The organism is Paenibacillus catalpae (assembly GCF_900112695.1).
In the GTDB taxonomy this organism is placed as follows: Bacteria; Bacillota; Bacilli; order Paenibacillales; family Paenibacillaceae; genus Pristimantibacillus; species Pristimantibacillus catalpae.
Genome location: NZ_FOMT01000005.1, coordinates 393,859 through 411,574 on the forward strand (window position 1 = coordinate 393,859; position 17,716 = coordinate 411,574).

At 49.1% G+C, this 17,716-nt stretch carries 16 protein-coding genes; 14 read left to right on the top strand and 2 right to left on the bottom strand.

All coding sequences use genetic code 11. From position 1 onward, the window contains the following. Positions 1 to 11 precede the first annotated feature (11 nt). From dinG to BM200_RS23365, 11 genes are all read left to right on the top strand, one after another. Positions 12 to 2,873: an ATP-dependent DNA helicase DinG gene (gene dinG / locus BM200_RS23315; RefSeq protein WP_091189050.1), complete on the top strand. Its 2,862-nt coding sequence runs from the start codon at positions 12 to 14 to the stop codon at positions 2,871 to 2,873. Continuing rightward, positions 2,870 to 3,529, top strand: a complete 660-nt coding sequence (locus BM200_RS23320; RefSeq protein WP_091189051.1) for a redox-sensing transcriptional repressor Rex — start codon at positions 2,870 to 2,872, stop codon at positions 3,527 to 3,529. The genes dinG and BM200_RS23320 overlap by 4 nt, the downstream gene beginning before the upstream one ends. Next, positions 3,498 to 4,811, top strand: a complete 1,314-nt coding sequence (locus BM200_RS23325) for an amidohydrolase (RefSeq protein ID WP_091189052.1) — start codon at positions 3,498 to 3,500, stop codon at positions 4,809 to 4,811. The genes BM200_RS23320 and BM200_RS23325 overlap by 32 nt, the downstream gene beginning before the upstream one ends. Beyond that, positions 4,811 to 5,344, top strand: coding sequence for a cell wall elongation regulator TseB-like domain-containing protein (locus BM200_RS23330; protein WP_091189053.1), 534 nt, complete (start codon positions 4,811 to 4,813; stop codon positions 5,342 to 5,344). Before BM200_RS23325 ends, BM200_RS23330 begins: the two co-directional genes overlap by 1 nt. 124 nt (positions 5,345 to 5,468) lie before the next feature. After that, positions 5,469 to 6,008, top strand: coding sequence for a hypothetical protein (locus BM200_RS23335; RefSeq protein ID WP_091189054.1), 540 nt, complete (start codon positions 5,469 to 5,471; stop codon positions 6,006 to 6,008). Then, positions 6,001 to 7,497 carry an AAA family ATPase gene (locus BM200_RS23340; protein ID WP_091189055.1) on the top strand — a complete coding sequence of 499 codons (1,497 nt, stop codon included), beginning with the start codon at positions 6,001 to 6,003 and terminating at the stop codon, positions 7,495 to 7,497. The genes BM200_RS23335 and BM200_RS23340 overlap by 8 nt, the downstream gene beginning before the upstream one ends. 199 nt (positions 7,498 to 7,696) lie before the next feature. Beyond that, positions 7,697 to 8,569: a 3-hydroxyacyl-CoA dehydrogenase family protein gene (locus tag BM200_RS23345; RefSeq protein WP_091189056.1), complete on the top strand. Its 873-nt coding sequence runs from the start codon at positions 7,697 to 7,699 to the stop codon at positions 8,567 to 8,569. Beyond that, positions 8,570 to 9,778 carry an acetate/propionate family kinase gene (locus BM200_RS23350; protein ID WP_091189057.1) on the top strand — a complete coding sequence of 403 codons (1,209 nt, stop codon included), beginning with the start codon at positions 8,570 to 8,572 and terminating at the stop codon, positions 9,776 to 9,778. It abuts the gene before it with no gap. Positions 9,779 to 9,853: 75 nt separating this feature from the next. Next, positions 9,854 to 10,534, top strand: coding sequence for a DnaD domain-containing protein (locus tag BM200_RS23355; protein ID WP_091189058.1), 681 nt, complete (start codon positions 9,854 to 9,856; stop codon positions 10,532 to 10,534). Positions 10,535 to 10,693: 159 nt separating this feature from the next. Beyond that, complete coding sequence (locus tag BM200_RS23360) at positions 10,694 to 11,875, top strand: DUF4062 domain-containing protein (protein ID WP_091189059.1); 1,182 nt, start codon at positions 10,694 to 10,696, stop codon at positions 11,873 to 11,875. After that, complete coding sequence (locus BM200_RS23365) at positions 11,872 to 12,150, top strand: hypothetical protein (RefSeq protein WP_091189060.1); 279 nt, start codon at positions 11,872 to 11,874, stop codon at positions 12,148 to 12,150. Before BM200_RS23360 ends, BM200_RS23365 begins: the two co-directional genes overlap by 4 nt. Before the next feature lie 101 nt (positions 12,151 to 12,251). Here the strand turns inward: BM200_RS23365 and BM200_RS23370 are convergent, their stop codons facing one another. Beyond that, positions 12,252 to 13,115 (bottom strand): AraC family transcriptional regulator, encoded by an 864-nt coding sequence (locus BM200_RS23370; protein WP_091189061.1) that lies wholly within the window; start codon positions 13,113 to 13,115, stop codon positions 12,252 to 12,254. Positions 13,116 to 13,255: 140 nt separating this feature from the next. On the opposite strand from BM200_RS23370, the gene BM200_RS23375 reads away from it, so the two are divergent. From BM200_RS23375 to pyrE, 3 genes are all read left to right on the top strand, one after another. Then, on the top strand, positions 13,256 to 15,238 hold the full coding sequence (locus BM200_RS23375; protein ID WP_091189062.1) for a glycoside hydrolase family 127 protein: 1,983 nt from the start codon (positions 13,256 to 13,258) through the stop codon (positions 15,236 to 15,238). Positions 15,239 to 15,355: 117 nt separating this feature from the next. Continuing rightward, positions 15,356 to 16,156, top strand: coding sequence for a TIGR00266 family protein (locus BM200_RS23380; protein WP_281248427.1), 801 nt, complete (start codon positions 15,356 to 15,358; stop codon positions 16,154 to 16,156). A 319-nt stretch (positions 16,157 to 16,475) separates the two neighbouring features. After that, the gene (gene pyrE / locus BM200_RS23385; RefSeq protein WP_091189063.1) at positions 16,476 to 17,012 is read left to right on the top strand and encodes an orotate phosphoribosyltransferase; all 537 of its coding nucleotides are present in this window, start codon (positions 16,476 to 16,478) and stop codon (positions 17,010 to 17,012) included. A 53-nt stretch (positions 17,013 to 17,065) separates the two neighbouring features. Here the strand turns inward: pyrE and mtnB are convergent, their stop codons facing one another. After that, entirely contained in the window at positions 17,066 to 17,716 is a 651-nt protein-coding gene (gene mtnB, locus BM200_RS23390; RefSeq protein ID WP_091189064.1) for a methylthioribulose 1-phosphate dehydratase, read from the bottom strand.

Genomic DNA, 17,716 nt, shown 5'->3' on the forward strand with positions numbered 1-17,716 from the left:
ATAGGAAATTAATGAAATTTGCAGTATTGGATTTGGAAACGACAGGACATGGCGTCAGCGATGATATTCTGCAGGTTGGTTTAGCGGTGCTGAACGATAACCTTGAGATCGTTGAAACTTTTAGCTCCTTTGTACGTCCTACAATAGAAATTCCGGCATTTATTACGCAGCTGACCGGTATTGACTCTGGCATGGTGGCGGATGCTCCGGAGCTGGATGAGGTGCTAATGCAGCTCATCCCTCATCTGGAGGATGCCGTGCTTGTCGCTCATAACGTGAACTTCGATGCCGGCTTCCTGAATCAGGCGCTTGACCGATGCGGATATCATCCGTTTATCGGCCGGCGTCTTGATACGATTGAGCTGCTAAGAATTTTATATCCGTCGATCACCACGTATCAGCTTGGCGCCGTAACGGAAATGTTTGGCATTGCCCATGATCAGCATCACAGGGCGGACAGCGATGCGATTGCTACAGCACAGTTATTTGCCCAATCGGTACAGAAGCTCAGACAGTTGCCGCTGCTCACTTTGCAGCGGCTATCCTTTCTTATAGACAACGGGAGCGATCTGAGCTGGTTTATGGCCGAGACGTTGAAATACACGGAGCTTCATACATCTATAGATATGAATGCTTATCAGTATTTTAACCAGTTCGCGCTTAAAGCCGGAGAATGGACAGATGAGCAGCCAGCAAGGGCCGAGGAGTCAGAAGATCCGCTGAAGGATATTTCCTTCGAGCAATATTTGGACGGTATTCGGCAGCGATTCATGGAGAAGTATCCGAATTATGAAGAACGCGAAGCGCAGACGACCATGTTCCATGAGGTTTATGATTCCTTAAGTCACGACAGGCATCTTCTGATTGAAGCGGGAACGGGAACGGGCAAATCGCTTGGATATTTGATCCCGTCTCTTTACTACGGCATACAGCAAGAAAGTAAAATCGTTGTCAGTACTCATACGATCAATCTGCAGGAGCAGCTTCGCCAGCGGGACGTACCGCTTCTTCGCGAGATTTTGCCTTTTGATTTCCGTGCCTCGATCTTCAAGGGAAGAGGCAATTATTTGTGCCTGCGCAAATTTGAAAGTAAAATAAATGCGAAAGATCTAGTTGCTCCCATTGATGATGCTATTACGGCATCCCAGATGGTGGTCTGGCTGAGTGAAACGGAAACCGGAGATCAGGAGGAGCTCAACTTTGGCAACAAAGGCGCTGATTTTTGGTCTACCGTTGCGAGCGATGCGGACTCCTGTCTGAACCGGCAATGTCCATGGTTCAAGCGTTGTTACTATCACAGAGCAAAACACGAAGCGAACATCGCGGATGTTTGCATAACGAATCATTCGATGCTGTTTACCGATGTTCAAGCGGATCACCGATTATTGCCCAGCTACAGCCATTTGATCATTGATGAAGCCCATCACGTTGAAGAAGTAGCCGGCAAGCATCTTGGCATGCAATTAAACTATTTCTCATTGACTCATCAAACGGCAAGGTTATTTAAGGACGCCCGTTCCGGCTTGCTGCCTGCTCTCAGGCTGCGCCTGCAGCAGGAGGATGACGAGCGCGTTCAGGCATGGACGGAAACGATAGACACGGTTATTCCGATTTTCCAGGACGTAAAGGAGCATTGGGATAAGCTGTTTGAGCTGCTGTACGCCTTTGTTGGGGAATCGGGAGAGGCCGGCAACGATAACGGGCAAGCGGTCTGCCGTCTGCGCAGTGACACGCCGCCCAAGGGCTGGGATGATGTTCTGACAATCGAGAACAACGTGCATACGGAGCTGAGCCGTGTGGTTAAGACGGTAGATAAGATGGCAACGGATATTAAAGATCGTCTCGATGATCAGACTATACAAGGCCTTATTACGGATTTGAACGGTGTTGTACGCGATTTGAACCGGGTGAAGGACGATCTGCGCACTTTTCTCAAGATGGAGCAGAATTCGGAAGTGTATTGGATAGAGGCCAATATAGCCTACCGTTACCGTTCTGTTCATCTGTATGCGGTGCCGGTTGATGTCAGCAAGCAGCTTCAGCAATATTTCTTCGACGTGAAGGACAGTATCGTTCTTACTTCTGCAACTTTGTCTGTTCATAAATCGTTCCAGTATGCAGAAGAACAGCTTGGTCTGGAAGGCTTTGAAGAAAATAACCGTCTGAAGACGGTACAGCTGCCATCACCGTTTAATTACCGGGAACAAGCGCTGGTCATTATTCCACGCAACTTCCCTACCCTTAAGGGATCAGCGGGGGACTCCCAGTTTGTTTCCATGCTAGTCGGATCGCTTGCGGATGCGGCTGTAGAAACCAAAGGCCGGATGCTGGTTCTGTTCACCTCCTACCGGATGTTGAAACAGGTCTATGAACCACTTAAGGAAGCTTTGGCTGGTTCGGGTATTCAGGTGCTTGGCCAGGGTATTGACAGCGGCAACCGGACCAAATTGACCAGACGGTTCACCCAGCAGCCGGAGACGGTCCTGCTTGGCACCAGCAGCTTCTGGGAAGGGGTAGACATCCCAGGAGAAGCCTTGACTTGTCTGGCGATTGTCCGGCTGCCATTCCAGCCGCCGAATCATCCGCTCGTAGAAGCGAAGTCGGAACTGCTGCAGAAACAGAAGCAAAATCCGTTCATGAAGCTGTCGATCCCGCAGGCGGTCATCCGCTTCAAACAAGGCTTTGGCCGGCTTGTTCGAACAGCGAGAGACAAAGGGATTGTTATTATCTACGACACGCGTGTTATTGATACGTACTATGGCAAGCATTTCCTCTATTCGCTGCCTGGTCCAAAGATTGAAACGATGCATACCGACCAGATGGTGCCGCGTATGCGGGAATGGCTGCAATCGGAAGAGGGGGAAATCGGGTGAAGCAGGCGAAAATATCGGAGGCCGTTGTCAGACGGCTTCCCATCTACCTGCAAGTGCTAAACGAATTGTACAACCGGGAGGTACAGACGGTTTCATCGCAGGAACTTGGAATCAAGCTGGACCTCAATCCCGCCCAAATTCGGAAGGATCTTGCTTACTTCGGTGATTTCGGCCGTAAGGGCATCGGGTATGATGTCTCTTATCTGATCGAGAAAATTCAGCAGATTCTAAAGCTTGATCAGCGGATTAATGTTGCACTGGTTGGAGCAGGTAATCTTGGCCATGCTTTGTGCAATTACAATAAGTACTCGAAGGACAATATGAAGATTGTCGCGGTCTTTGATGACCATCCCACCAAGATTGGCACTATGATCAATAACCTGACGATTCAGCCGATGGACATGCTGAAGGAGACCGTGCAGGAAAATAATATCCGGATCGGCATTATTACCGTGCCGGGTCCGGAAGCGCAAAACGTAGCGAATCAATTCGTGGAAGCCGGGATCGAAGGCATCCTGAATTTCGCCCCGGCTATTCTTCGTTTACCGGATCATATCCGGATTCACCATGCTGACTTCACAAGAGAGCTGCTCAGCTTGGCTTATTATTTGGAGAAGGAAAGGAATGAGCAGGAAAATGGCTCAATTATGGATTGAGAACGGCCTATTTGTGACGATGAACGACGTGTTTGCGGTCTTCCGTGGCCATATGGTCGTTACGGATGATCAAATTACATATATCGGAGCAGATGCCCCAACAGGACTGGATGAGCAGGCGGAGCGCCTTGACGGCAGCAAGCTGGCTTTTATGCCGGGCCTTGTTAATACTCACGGTCATGCGGCAATGTCGCTGCTCCGCGGTTACTCGGATGACCAGAATCTGCAAGTATGGCTGGAGCAAAAGATGTGGCCGATGGAAGGCAAATATGTTGACCAGGATACAAGGGCAGGCAGTGCTTTGGCCATTGTGGAGATGCTGAAGACGGGTACGACCGCTTTTGTTGATATGTACGACCGAATGGATCAAGTTGCGCAGATGGTTGAGCAATCGGGAATCCGCGGCTGTCTGACTCGCGGTGTCATCGGTCTGTGCTCGGAAGAGATTCAACAGGCGAAGCTTAAGGAAGCCATTGCATTTGCGAAGGATTGGAACGGGAAAGCAGATGGCCGGATTACGACGATGATTTCCCCGCATGCTCCTTATACTTGTCCGCCGGATTATATCGAGAAGTTTGTGCAGGCTGCGCATGATTATGATCTGCCTGTTCATACTCACATGTCCGAGACGCTTGCTGAAGTGGAGCAAAATGTCCGTGACTACGGTACCCGTCCTGTCCTGCACCTGGACAAGCTTGGCTTCTTCTCGCGTCCGGCACTTGTCGCGCATGCGGTTCATCTGAATGATGAAGAGATTGCTCTGCTTGCCGAACGCAAGGTAGCGGTGTCTCACAACCCCGTAAGCAATCTTAAGCTGGCGAGTGGTGTAGCACGCGTTCCTGAGCTTCTTCGCGCAGGTGTTACGGTATCGCTGGGTACAGACAGCGTAGCAAGCAATAACAACCTGGATTTGTTCAAAGAAATCAAGTTCGCGGCCTTGCTGCACAAAGGAATTTCCGGTGATCCAACGGTTATCCCTGCTATGGAAGCTTTGCGTATGGGGACTGTCTATGGTGCCCGTTCGATTTGGCAGGAAGACAGCATCGGTCAGCTGGCAGTGGGAATGAAAGCGGACTTTATCGCGATTGATGTTGAACAGCCGCATTATTATCCTATGACCGATATCGTATCCCATCTTGTTTATTCCGGTTCAGGGCGAGATGTTAAGCATGTATGGGTAGATGGCCGCAAGGTTGTTCACAATAGCGAATGCACGATGATGGATGAAGAAAAAATCCGTTACGAGGCACAAGCCAGCTTCGAGAGGCTGTTGAACGCATAATGAGAGCGACAACGAGAAAACGTCAGCCGGTCATGAGTCCGAAGCGCTGGCTGGCTGTATTCTTTGTTGCCTTGGCTGCTGTGATTGCCATTGTTATCATGTACTACAATACAATCCAGCAGCCGTTCTGGGAATCGGAGAGACCGATCCGGAATCAGGCGAAGGAAGCAGCCGGTTTGACCGAGGTATCCTCCATCACGAAGCAGGTTTGGGATACGACATCGTGGATCGTGAAGGGCGAGAATGACGCGGATGAAGAAATATATGTATGGTTGATTGGTCCTGAGAAGACCGTTCAGGTGGTGAAAGCCTCCGAAGGAACAGAAAAGTCCGCAATCAAACAAACGCTGCTTAATTCGAAACCGGACGCGGATATCAAGCGTATTCAGCCGGGAACATTAAACGGCCAGCTTGTTTGGGAAGTTTTTTATTCGCAAGGCAACAGTCCCGAGAAATTTAGCTACGATTTCTATGATTTCCGCACCGGTACATATGTGACCGAATACCATCTTCCTGCCAAAACAGCGAGCTAGCCCATGCGGCTGGCTCCGCTTCCTGTTTTTACACCGCCTCTTTGATGTCTAATTATGATATACTTTCGTATGGCAGAGTTGATATACGATAGTATATATAATGAGTACAAGGAGGAAACAAAGAATGAAACTTCGAATTGTCCCGTTTGTGCTTTCCGCTGTGGCTACAGCCTTGCTGCTCTTTGGCGGATGGATGTTATATAAGCAGTTTGCCGTTGTTTCTCCTTTTGAAAAATCGATTGGACAGATTGATGGCGTCGCTTCGGCGAATGCTCCTACTATAGATCAAGATCGCGTGGCAGTGAAGGTAACCCTTAAACCGGATGCGAATTTGAAAGATGTCTATGAATCTATTGCAAAAGAAGGCAAGGATGCGATTGGCAGTCGCGAATTGACGCTTGATATAACGAATGAGGCTCCAAGCGAGCGGCTGGAGAAAGTATGGTCTTCTGTATTGTTTGACGTGGCTGAAGCGATGGAGAAAAAGAATTATTCGGACATCCCGAATGCTCTTGAGAAAGCGGCCGCTTCGAATAAAGCCATTCAATATGAGACCGAGCTTGATGATAATAACGTCTATATTACGTTAAAGGACGGTAACTCGGCGAAGTATGTTGTACTTCCGCGCACTCCTGCGATGTTGGAGGTGTCGACTTATGCGTAAATATTGGATTGAGATTACAGCAGGTTTTGTTCTGATGTTTGTTATTTTCCTTGCGTTTAGAGGAGTAAATATTGTTCCATTCCTATTGTTTGCCGGCTTGGGGGCCGGCGTGTGGTTTGCTTCGCGCGGAAAAGGCCGCATGACCGCTTTGCCAGGCTCGAAACGCAGCAAGCAGCTTCATACGGTATCAATGAGCTTTGACCAGATCGGAGGCCAGGAGAGAGCCAAGCAAGAGCTTACAGAGGCTCTTGACTTCCTGGTGAAACAGGATGAAATCGCAAAGCTTGGTATTCGTCCGATGAAAGGGATCTTGCTGACTGGCCCTCCGGGCACAGGTAAAACGCTGCTTGCAAAGGCAGCTGCCCATTACACGGATTCGATCTATCTGGCTGCTTCCGGCAGTGAGTTTGTTGAGATGTATGTTGGTGTGGGTGCAGGCCGTATCCGTGATTTGTTCAAGGAAGCAAGAGAAAAAGCCAAGAAAGCAGGCAAAAGAAGCGCCGTTATCTTTATTGACGAGATTGATGTCATCGGCGGCAAGCGGGACGGCGGCCAGCATCGGGAATACGATCAGACGTTGAACCAATTGCTGACGGAGATGGACGGGATTCATTCCGATGAGGCGCCGCGCATTCTTATTATTGCCGCGACGAACCGCAAAGAGATGCTCGACAGCGCGCTGCTGCGTCCTGGCCGATTCGACCGCCATATCGGGGTTGATCTTCCGGACAAGAAGGGACGGCTTCATATTCTGCGTCTGCATGCAGCCAATAAGCCGCTTGACGAATCGGTTGATCTGGAACGGATCGCTTCCGAATCTTTTGGATTCTCGGGTGCGCAGCTTGAGAGCGTCATGAACGAAGGGGCGATCTACGCCATGCGCGAGCAAAGCGAGACGATTCTGGAGCAGCATCTGGCTATGGCTATTGATAAAGTCATGATGGGCGAGAAAACAGACCGCGAAGCAACGGCCGAAGAACGCGAACGTGTTGCCCTTCACGAACTTGGCCATGCTATAGCAGCAGAGCTTGTTCGTCCGGGAAGCGTATCGCAGGTTGCTTTGTCACCGCGGGGACAGGCGCTTGGTTATGTTCGTCATAACCCGCAGCAGGACCGTTACTTGTACACGAAGGAGTATTTGGACAGCCAGATCATGATCGCGCTTGGCGGTGCTGCCGCGGAAGAAATATTCTACGGCGGACGCAGTACAGGCTCGCGGGGCGACTTTGATCAAGCGATGAACATCGTCCGCACGATGGTGGAATCGGGACTTACGGAGCTGGGTATTATCGATGCGAATATGATGACGCCGGACAAATGGGCGAACGTCACCCGGTCTATTCTCGACGAGCTGATGGCGGAGACCAAAGCCATGCTGGAAGCAAGACGAGATGTGTTCACCCAGTCGCTGGAAGTGCTGATTAAGGAAGAGACGCTTAGCGGTAATGACTTCCGTGCTCTCCTGAGCCGTTTGTCCAAAAGCGCATAACAAGGGCTGTACTAGGAATGAACGGCAGAGAATGCTAAGCTGCCGTTCATTTTTCCGTTCAAATATTGTTCATTTTGCTGCACAGCCTTTGCCTTCATTCTTTGTTTAAAAAAGGGTATAATGGATTTGTATCAGAGAGAATAATTCTCAATAACACTTTAAAAAAGAGAATAAACACGAGGAGAGAACCTACAGAATTATGTCAATCAAAAAAGTAGGCGTCATCGGCGCCGGAACAATGGGACAAGGAATTGCGGAAATGCTCGCATCTAAAGGGCTGGATGTGTATTTAATCGAAAGCTCGGAGGAACGCTTAACATACGGTATGCAGATGATCGAGCTCAACCTGGATAAGCAGATTGAGAAATGGGCTCTGACGCAAGCTGAGAAAAAACTGATTTTGAATCGTATCCATACATGCAAAGATCATAAAGCGCTGGCTACCTGCGAGCTGGTTATTGAATCTATAACCGAGGATCTGGACAGCAAAAAACGAGTGTTCAAGCAATTGGACGAAATTTGCGATGAGAATATTATTATTGCAAGCAATACCTCCACGTTAAGTTTGACGGAATTGGCAAGTGTAACAAGCCATCCGGAGCGTGTAATTGGTCTCCACTTTATTTATCCGGTTTCCAAGATCGACCTGGTAGAAATCGTGCGCGGTCTGAAAACCTCGGATGCTACCTTTGATGCCACGAAAGAATTTGTGGATGAGGTTATTCAGAAAAAAGGCATCATGGTGTTCGAGTCGCCAGGCTTCGTTACGACACGATTGATCTGCCTGTTCATTAATGAAGCTCTTCATGTTCTGGAAGAAGGCGTTGCATCGGCGGAAGATATCGATAATGCGATGCGCATCGGTTATTCGTTCCAGAACGGACCATTTGAGATGGCTGACCGCTTCGGCTTGGACTCTGTCCTTGCTGCCCTTGACCGGATGTTCCGGGAATACGGTGAATTGAAATATCGTCCGTCTATCGTCCTGAAGAAGATGGTACGAGCAGGACATCTCGGCGTGAAGTCGGGCATCGGATTTTTCAAATATGACAAGGATGGGGACCGTATCTAAATGAAAGTACTTGTAATTAATGCAGGAAGCTCTTCGCTGAAATATCAGCTTTATAATATGGAGAATGAGACTGTGCTTGCGAGCGGACGCGTGGAGAGAATCGGGATGGATTCCTCCATCGTCACGCATGAACCTCCCGGCAAACCGGATGTGACGCAGGTAAGCGAAATTCTGGATCATATCACAGCCGTAAAAAAGGTTATCGATATGCTGACGCATCCCGAGCATGGCGTAGTCGCTTCGATGGAGGAGATCGATGCCGTAGGCCATCGTATCGTCCATGGCGGCGAAGTATTCAAAAACTCTGCGCTTGTAACGGCAGACGTGAAGCAGGAAATCCGCAAGCTGTTTGATCTTGCTCCGCTTCATAACCCGGCTCATATGATGGGCATTAACGCCGTAGAGACGAACATGCCAAATGTCCCTCAAGTAGTTGTATTTGATACAGCCTTCCATCAGACGATGCCAAATACATCGTACTTGTATCCAATTCCCAAGGTTCTGTACCGCCGTCATAAAGTGCGTCGTTACGGCTTCCACGGTACATCTCATCTCTATGTGAGCCAACAGGCAGCGAAATACCTGGGCAAGCCGCTTGAGTCCTTGAAGATGATCTCTTGCCATATCGGCAATGGTGCCAGCGCAACAGCGATTCTGGACGGCAAGTCTTTCGATACCAGCATGGGGATGACTCCGCTGGAAGGTCTGATGATGGGTACGCGCAGCGGCGATCTTGATCCGGCAATTGTTCCTTATGTGATGAACAAAGAAGACTTGACGCTGAGTGAAGTGAATTCCATGCTGAACAAGCATAGCGGTATGCTTGCGATCTCCGGCATCAGCAGCGATATGCGCGAGATTGTGGAAGCAATGGGCGAAGGCGATGCGAATGCCAAGCTGGCGTTTGACATGTACACGTACCGCGTGCGTAAATATATCGGAGCCTATGCAGCAGCGATGAATGGTGTTGACGTTATTTTGTTCACCGCAGGGGTTGGCGAGAACTCGAATGTTCTGCGTAAAGCCGTTTGTGAAGGCATCTCGTTCCTTGGTGTTGAGCTGGATGAAGAGCGCAATAACATCCGCAGCAAGGAAGTGCGCGAAATCTCGACGGATGCTTCACGCGTGAAGGTGCTCGTTGTTCCAACAAACGAGGAGCTGCTGATTGCCCGCGATACGTATGCGATTGTGAAAGGCGAATCGAAATAATCAACGTATGCTGTACCGAAAGGGAGGTTACAGCCGTTTACGCTAGGGTGCGGAGGGATCGGAGGAATCGGTAACATGAGTAATATTGATATGTGGAAGGCGTATTCGCGGGGCATGGCGGCCGTCATGAATGAAGGAGGCGTGCATGTATCTGCACTGCTTCTACGCTCTTATCGCCATCTGAACTTATCCGATACGGAAGCGATGCTGCTGCTGCAGTTGATGCTGTTCCGGGAAGCCGAAGGGATTGAATTCCCGACGATGGAGCAGCTGGCGGAACGTACCGGGTCTACGACAAGAGTCATTGAACAGATGATCGGCCGCTTGATGAAAGAAGGCTTTCTGACCATTGACGAGCGGATCGATTCCATGACAGGTATCCAGTCGGAGCAATATAATTGGAGCGGATGGCTGCTCAAGGCTGCTGAATGGGCGGCGGAAGAGAAGCGGGAGACAAGAAAAACGGAGCGACGCACGGTGAAGCAGGCGGCAGATCCGGGTAACATCTTCTCTATATTCGAGCAGGAGTTCGGACGGCTGCTATCGCCGATGGAATGCGAGACGATTACCGGATGGCTGGACCAGGACCGTTATGCGGACGAGTTGATCCGTTTTGCCTTGAAGGAAGCGGTCTTTGCTGGCAAGCTGAATTTCCGTTATATCGACCGGATTTTGATCGAGTGGAGCCGTAACCGGGTAACTAATGTGGACGAAGCAAGAGCGCATTCCCAGAAGTTCCGCGGGCCGCGCGGGTAAGCACTTATCTATTTATATCGAAAGCCTTGTATTCTCTCATCGGGAATACAGGGCTTTTTTTGCATGGTTTAAGTAGTCAGGGAGTTCTATTAAAAAAAGAATCAAGATACGGTATAATAGAATATTATTCCAACGTTTATAAAAGGAGCCTAGGAACTGATGCCCAATCTCACCAAGCTGTTTATTAGCTCCGTTGCTCAGGATTCTCTTACTCCGTTAAGGAACAGGACATTTGATGAACTAACTGCGCTTGGCCACGAGCCGGAAATGTATGAGCGGACCTTCGGACCTTGGCCAATGGATATAAGCGGTGTAGAGCATTGCTTGAACAAGGTTAGAGAATGCGATATATTCTGCTTGTTTATTCATAATAAGGGCGGTTCTATGACGGGCAGCGGCTATTCGGTAACCCATAGAGAGTTTTTGACGGCCCTGAACATGAATAAAGTGCTTCTGCTCTATGCAGAGCCAACCATCAACAGAAGATACTTCTCTTCGGTTCGGCGAATCCTGTTTCTTTTTATTGAACAATTCAGAAAATCGAATGGAAGAGAGCCTTCCAATCGTGAGCTTGTGGACTATCTCGAGTTAACGTCCGAGACCAATTCTGCAGAAGTTCCAAGCAAGTATGAAATCGATGTGTATGTATGGGTTATGCTGTATGACATCATTGAGAGGCATGGGAAATACCTATTGGACATGCCGGTAGGTGTCGGACTTGATTGGAAACCTATTCTTAGCGCGATCCTGAAGGAAGGCGCTTATTATTTTCCGAGAAAAGAAGAATACATGGAGAGTATCGATGCGCTCGCGGCTGTTGGAGAGTTCTCTGAATTCGTGCAAAAGATGGCGAAGGATCATTTGAGCATTACGGCAATCCGGCATCCCCGGTTAATGCTGGCTCGACTTCAAGCTGTTATCAGAGGCTCAGAAATTAAACAGCTTGTTAATCAGGACCTTACCCTGGGCAAGGTAAGAAATTGTTCAGCTATTTGTTTGTTTTTGCATAATAATGGTTATCTGGATTGTATAGAGTCGGTTGGGGATACGGCCGGCGGTTTTCATTTTAACATCAATCATCCTAAATATGTTACTCATACCTACAGAACGCAGCCAGAAGGGGAACCTGTCTTATATTACACGGAAGATAAACGGATGTTTTATCTCTTATACAAAATTGGGGAATATATCATCTCTTATCATTTCCCTGAAGAAACCAAATGGCACCAAAATTTGTATGTCGACTACTCTGAAGATATAAAAAGTGGTATACTTATGGCACACTCCAACGTTATGATTTTTGATTATGTGAGTTCGATCTTGAGGGGGCTGCAAAAATGAGCATGAACAAAAATAAATTGAGACGCGTTCAGACGGCGATCCGTTCCAAATTTTCCATTCATCAAGGCTTAGCCCCGAATACCAAGGTTGTTATTGTAAATAAAGGCATTACTATTGGGCTGACGGGAAGCAAATTACCCGAATTGCCAAAGGATTCTGTTCTGTTTGTAGATACGAAAAGCACAAATACGTATACGTCCCGTAACAAGCTGCAGCGCATGAAAGAATTAAATGAATCTTTACGAAGCAATGTGCTGATGCGCGAAGTTACCTAAGCGGACAATTAAAATAAATAAACCTAAGCCTTGTATTCCCTTAAACGGGAGTACAAGGCTTTTTCGTTTAACCGGCTTGGCCGATGAAATGGAATACTTAACTACGGCTTGAATTGCTTGCGATACCTCAGAGGAGAGGTGCCTGCGTAGGCCTTGAAGCAGTTTGAAAAATATGGCGCATGCCGGAAGCCTGTCTTATCGGCAATAACCGCAATGGACCATTCGGTCTTCACAAGCAGCAGCTTGGCTTGCTCCAGCCGGTACTGATGCAAATATTCCATCGGAGAGCAGTGATAGATTTCCTTCATGCATCTGACGATATAGTTTGGATGAAAATGAAGGGCTTGAGCCAGCGCCGAGTTGGTCAGCTCCGATTGATAATGCTGCCGGATATAGGCTTCTGTCTTGCTTGCCAGCCTCATGGCTGGAGATTCCGTAGTGGATTGGTCCTGTCTTACTTCCAGCAAGCCAAGCAGCTCGATAAATAATTGATGCTCCTGCCAGTATACGCCTTTCTGCTGCTCAATGGAGTAAGCCAGCAGCTGAGTAAGATGCCGCTCAGCCAACGGAAATTCAGGCGGAGCAGCGTATTGGGGAAGCTGAATGCGATATGGGTTTTCTAAGGCCTGGCGCATGGGAAGAGGAAGCGATGCAGAATCTGCTTCATGCTGCATCCACTCTCCCTTGAAATCAAAGTGAATCCAATAAAAAGCCGTATCGCGGTCACAAGGCCTTACAGAATAGTGATACCGGTCCGGCAGCAGGAGCAGCGTCTCTCCGGCGTTCACCTCCCACTGCTTGTCTTCCTCTCCTATGTACAAGGTCCCTTTGATCACCCACAAGAGATCAAACAACCCGAGATTTTGCCTGTTGGGATGTTGTTCGCCGGGCGAATACTCAGTAAGGCCTATAGCGATGTAGTAGGGCATCGGAGGAAGCTTTAAGGTTATATAAGCATCCTTCATCCTGGGATTACCTCATCTTCATTAAGAGTTATATTTTATAAAAAATAAGGTCGTTTTACTTGTAGTTTCCTTGTCTTTTCGAGAATAAACTAGAAATCAGGAATAATCAAATCTTTTATATTCGATCAGGAGGAACTTACATGGCGAAGCCATTAAACGAAAAGCTGGGACGCAGCGATGTACATATTGAGGATGCCTTTTGGAGCAGCTTTACCGAATTGGTCAGAGAGACGGTCATTCCCTATCAATGGGATGCACTAAACGACCGGATTGCGGATGCGGAGCCCAGCTATGCCATTCGTAATTTCCGTGTCGCGGCAGGTCTTGAGGAACATCCGTATGGCGGCATGGTCTTCCAGGACAGCGACGTGGCGAAATGGCTGGAGGCCGTTGGTTATTCCTTGGCAAATCATCCGGATCCCGATCTGGAGCGCACCGCGGATGACGTGATTGATCTGATTGCGATGGCTCAGCATGAGAACGGATATTTAAATACGTATTTCACGGTCAAAGATCCGGGCAGGCAGTGGACGAACCTGTATGAGGCACATGAGCTGTACTGTGCGGGACATATGATGGAGGCGGCTGTTGCGTATTATGAAGCGACCGGAAAACGCAAGCTGCTTGATGTCATGAGCAAGTTTGCCGATCATATTGATTCGGTCTTTGGCCCGGAGGAAGGAAAGCTGAGAGGCTATGACGGCCATCAGGAGATCGAGCTTGCCTTAGTGAAGCTGCATCAGGCAACGGGAGAAGAGCGGTACTTGAGGCTGGCCCAGTTCTTTATCGATGAGCGCGGAGCTGAGCCGAATTTCCTGATTGAAGAAGGGAAAAAGCGGGATGGGTACAGTCTATGGGCTGGACGTAATCTTCCAATACCAAAGGTTGAGCAATTAGCCTATAACCAGGCGCATAAGCCTGTTCGGGAGCAAGAAGCGGCAGTTGGCCATTCCGTCCGCGCGGTTTATATGTACACGGCGATGACTGATCTTGCGAGGTTAACCGGGGATAAACAGCTGCGGGAGGCTTGCGAGCGGTTATGGAATAACATGACCCGTAGACAAATGTATATTACCGGAGGGATCGGTTCTACGCATCATGGCGAGGCTTTCTCCTTTGATTATGATCTGCCAAATGATACGGTCTATGCCGAGACCTGTGCTTCGATTGGCCTGATCTTCTTCGCGCAGCGGATGTTGAAGCTGGAGGCCAAGAGCGAATACGCAGATGTGCTGGAGCGTGCCTTATATAACAATGTGATAGGCAGCATGTCGCAGGACGGCAAGCATTATTTCTATGTGAATCCGCTTGAAGTATGGCCGAAGGCGTCCGAGCGCAATCCGGGCCGTCACCATGTGAAGGCGGAGCGCCAGAAGTGGTTTGGATGCTCCTGCTGTCCTCCGAATGTAGCGCGTTTGTTAAGCTCATTGAACGATTACATCTACACGGTATCCGCGGCATCAAATACGATTTATGCTCATCTGTTTATTGGCAGCGAAGGTGAGTTTGAGCTTGATGCCGGGACGGTTGAGTTGAAGCAGCAGTCGCAGCTTCCTTGGAAAGGGAATGCCCGTTTCGAGTTTACGAAGGTCCCGGGCTCGGCGTTTGCGCTTGCTCTGCGTATTCCTTCCTGGTGCAGGGGCAATGCGGCCTTAAACATCAATGGCAAGCCTGCAGAATACAAGGTTGAGAACGGTTATGCGCTGATTAACCGCAATTGGCAGCAGGGGGATGTTATCGAATGGGAGCCGGCCGTCGAAGCTCAATTGACTGCGGCTCATCCGGAGATCCGGGCGAATGCCGGGAAAGTGGCCATCGAGCGTGGCCCACTCGTCTATTGTCTGGAGGAAGTGGATAATGACAGCCCTTTGGCAGCGGTATCGATTGTCACGTCCTCGGAGCTGCACGCTTCCTTTGATTCGCAGCTGCTTGGAGGATCGGTAACGATTGAAGCAGAAGGACGGGTAGACGAGCAGGCTTCGTGGCAGGAGGATACTCCATACCGGCCTTATGCGCAGCAACAATCTTCAAGGTCCATTCAGCTTAAGGCAGTGCCTTATTACTTATGGGGGAATCGCCAGAAAGGCGAGATGACCGTTTGGATCCGGGTGGTAAAAGAATAAGCTGGAAAATGGGGGAAAGCATACGATATGTCGTGTGCTTTCCTTTTTTTTAGAAGGTAAAGAATGGATAATGATGGTATGATAAAGGGGTAATACATTTGATCAGGAGGGATTCTGTTGAAGAGTAATCACGAAATCGACTTTATCATTCATGGCGATGACATGCAGTTTGTTGAAATTGAGCTGGATCCGGCAGAGACGGTCATCGCGGAAGCGGGAAGTCTCATGATGATGGATGACGGCATACATATGGAAGCTATATTTGGGGACGGGAGCGGGCAGCAGTCCAGCGGGTTAATGGGCAAGCTGATGAATGCGGGCAAGCGGATTCTGACCGGCGAGAGCTTGTTTATGACCGCCTTCACAAACGAAGGCTCAGGCAAGAGAAAAGCCAGCTTCGCTGCTCCCTATCCGGGAAAAATTATCCCTGTTGACCTTCATGCCGCAGGCGGCAAAATGATCTGCCAAAAGGACGCCTTCCTCGCAGCTGCAAAAGGCGTATCGGTAGGAATAGAGTTTCAAAGGAAGATCGGAACGGGATTCTTCGGCGGCGAAGGCTTTATCATGCAAAAGCTTGAAGGCGACGGCCTTGCTTTCATGCACGCCGGCGGCACCATTATCCGTAAAGACTTGAATCCGGGAGAAAAGCTTCGTGTAGATACGGGCTGTCTGGTTGCTTTCACGCCAAATGTGAATTATAGCATTGAAATGGTAAAAGGGGTTAAGACCTTCCTCTTCGGCGGGGAGGGATTGTTCTTCGCAACGCTTGAAGGACCGGGTACCGTCTACATTCAATCGCTGCCGTTCAGCCGGCTCGCGAGCCGGGTATTTGCTGCGGCCCCACGCGGATTTGGCACAGGCGGCAAGGATGAGGGCAGCGCAGCGGGATCCATCTTCAATATGCTCAAAGGCGACTAGCTGCAAGCCAAGACTCCATCCGGATGGGATGGAGTTTTTTTGACGATTGCAAAATCTGTCCTATGACATAGAGGTGATTGCGATGCAAAATAATTTTAACCGAAAATGGTTAACTGGGAAGTTCGAAGAGATTCAGAAACGGATCTTGAAAGTGCTGGAGCAGCATGGATTGATTTAAGCGAAATTCGACATTTTCCTTTAACTCCGTTTGTAGAAAAAACTCTCTTTAGCCGCATAGACAATTCCAGCTGGATTTGCTAAACTGATCGACGGCGCAATTTTATGGTAACCAACTTTTTAAGGGAGAAGGGGACTGTATATGGACAAAACAGAGCTTGCAAGAGAAATTATCCAAACGTCAAGATTGACGGGGGAATTCAAGCTTCGCTCAGGTAAAAGCTCGAATCATTACTTCGATAAATACTTGTTCGAATCCAATCCCGTACTTCTAGCTGCGATTGCAGAACAGCTTGCACCCCTTGTTCCAGAAGGAACAGAAGTTTTAGCCGGACTGGAAATGGGCGGCATTCCGATCGCCACTGCACTTTCCCTCAAGACAGGCATCCCGGTTGTATTCGTACGCAAGAGAGCGAAGGAATACGGCACGAGCAAGCTGGCGGAAGGGATTGATATTACGGGCAAGAAGGTCTGTATTATCGAGGATGTCATTACGACAGGCGGTCAGGTGCTGTTGAGCGCAGCGGATTTGCTTAATCATGATGCAGAGCTGAAAGAGGTGCTGTGTGTCATCGAGAGGGAGCCGGCAGGCAGAGCCAACCTGGAAGAGGCGGAATTCGAAGTCCACTCGTTATTCAAGATGGAAGAATTACTAGCGGTTGCAGAATTAAGTCTATAGATAAAAAGCTGGTCCTGCTCGTGACGAACGAGGGGGACCAGCTTTTTTTTACCTTATTTTCTGCCGTTCAGCATTTCCCAGCGGTACACATATTCGAACAGGAACTCGAACGATTCGATATGACGCTTCGCCTCGAAGGCATTTGCGCCCCAGGCGTAGATGCCGTGCTTGCGAAGAATAATGCCCGGAATCCGCTTATCGAGGCGTTCCGTAACCTCCGGTACAATACGAGGAATCTCGGCGAAGTTGGAGACGATCGGAATATCGATATGCGCCTCTTCTTCCCAGATGTTCAGACCCTTTATCAGTTCAACGCCATCGACAGGAACGGCTTTGCGCTCCCAGAACCATTCGGATATCACCGCACTGTAAACGGAATGGACGTGAAAAATAGCGCCTGCACCCGTTAAGCGGTAAATCTCGTTATGAATGAGCGTTTCGGCAGAAGGCTTCAGGCTGGTCGCTTCGCAAGCCTTGCCGTCTTTATCTACGAACAGATAATCTTCCGGCGTATGTACCGTCTTATCCTTGCCGCTTGCCGTAATGGCGAAGTAAAATTCATCCGGCGTGTAATCGCCTACGCGAACCGAGAGATTGCCGCTTGTACCGGCAAACCAGCCGCGGGAAGCAAATAATTCTTTGACGCTGCGCAGTTCGGCAAGCGCCTGCTGCTTTTGTTCCAGCTTAATATCGGAAAAGGCCAT

Coding starts and splice junctions, on each gene's coding strand:
- BM200_RS23335 (WP_091189054.1), top strand. CDS start 5,469: ATGAAACTTCGAATTGTCCCGTTTGTGCTTTCCGCTGTGGCTACAGCC.
- BM200_RS23350 (WP_091189057.1), top strand. CDS start 8,570: ATGAAAGTACTTGTAATTAATGCAGGAAGCTCTTCGCTGAAATATCAG.
- BM200_RS23370 (WP_091189061.1), bottom strand. CDS start 13,115: ATGAAGGATGCTTATATAACCTTAAAGCTTCCTCCGATGCCCTACTAC.
- BM200_RS23375 (WP_091189062.1), top strand. CDS start 13,256: ATGGCGAAGCCATTAAACGAAAAGCTGGGACGCAGCGATGTACATATT.
- dinG (WP_091189050.1), top strand. CDS start 12: ATGAAATTTGCAGTATTGGATTTGGAAACGACAGGACATGGCGTCAGC.
- pyrE (WP_091189063.1), top strand. CDS start 16,476: ATGGACAAAACAGAGCTTGCAAGAGAAATTATCCAAACGTCAAGATTG.
- BM200_RS23355 (WP_091189058.1), top strand. CDS start 9,854: ATGAGTAATATTGATATGTGGAAGGCGTATTCGCGGGGCATGGCGGCC.
- BM200_RS23340 (WP_091189055.1), top strand. CDS start 6,001: ATGCGTAAATATTGGATTGAGATTACAGCAGGTTTTGTTCTGATGTTT.
- BM200_RS23360 (WP_091189059.1), top strand. CDS start 10,694: ATGCCCAATCTCACCAAGCTGTTTATTAGCTCCGTTGCTCAGGATTCT.
- BM200_RS23325 (WP_091189052.1), top strand. CDS start 3,498: ATGAGCAGGAAAATGGCTCAATTATGGATTGAGAACGGCCTATTTGTG.
- BM200_RS23365 (WP_091189060.1), top strand. CDS start 11,872: ATGAGCATGAACAAAAATAAATTGAGACGCGTTCAGACGGCGATCCGT.
- BM200_RS23345 (WP_091189056.1), top strand. CDS start 7,697: ATGTCAATCAAAAAAGTAGGCGTCATCGGCGCCGGAACAATGGGACAA.
- BM200_RS23330 (WP_091189053.1), top strand. CDS start 4,811: ATGAGAGCGACAACGAGAAAACGTCAGCCGGTCATGAGTCCGAAGCGC.
- mtnB (WP_091189064.1), bottom strand. CDS start 17,716: ATGGCCTTTTCCGATATTAAGCTGGAACAAAAGCAGCAGGCGCTTGCC.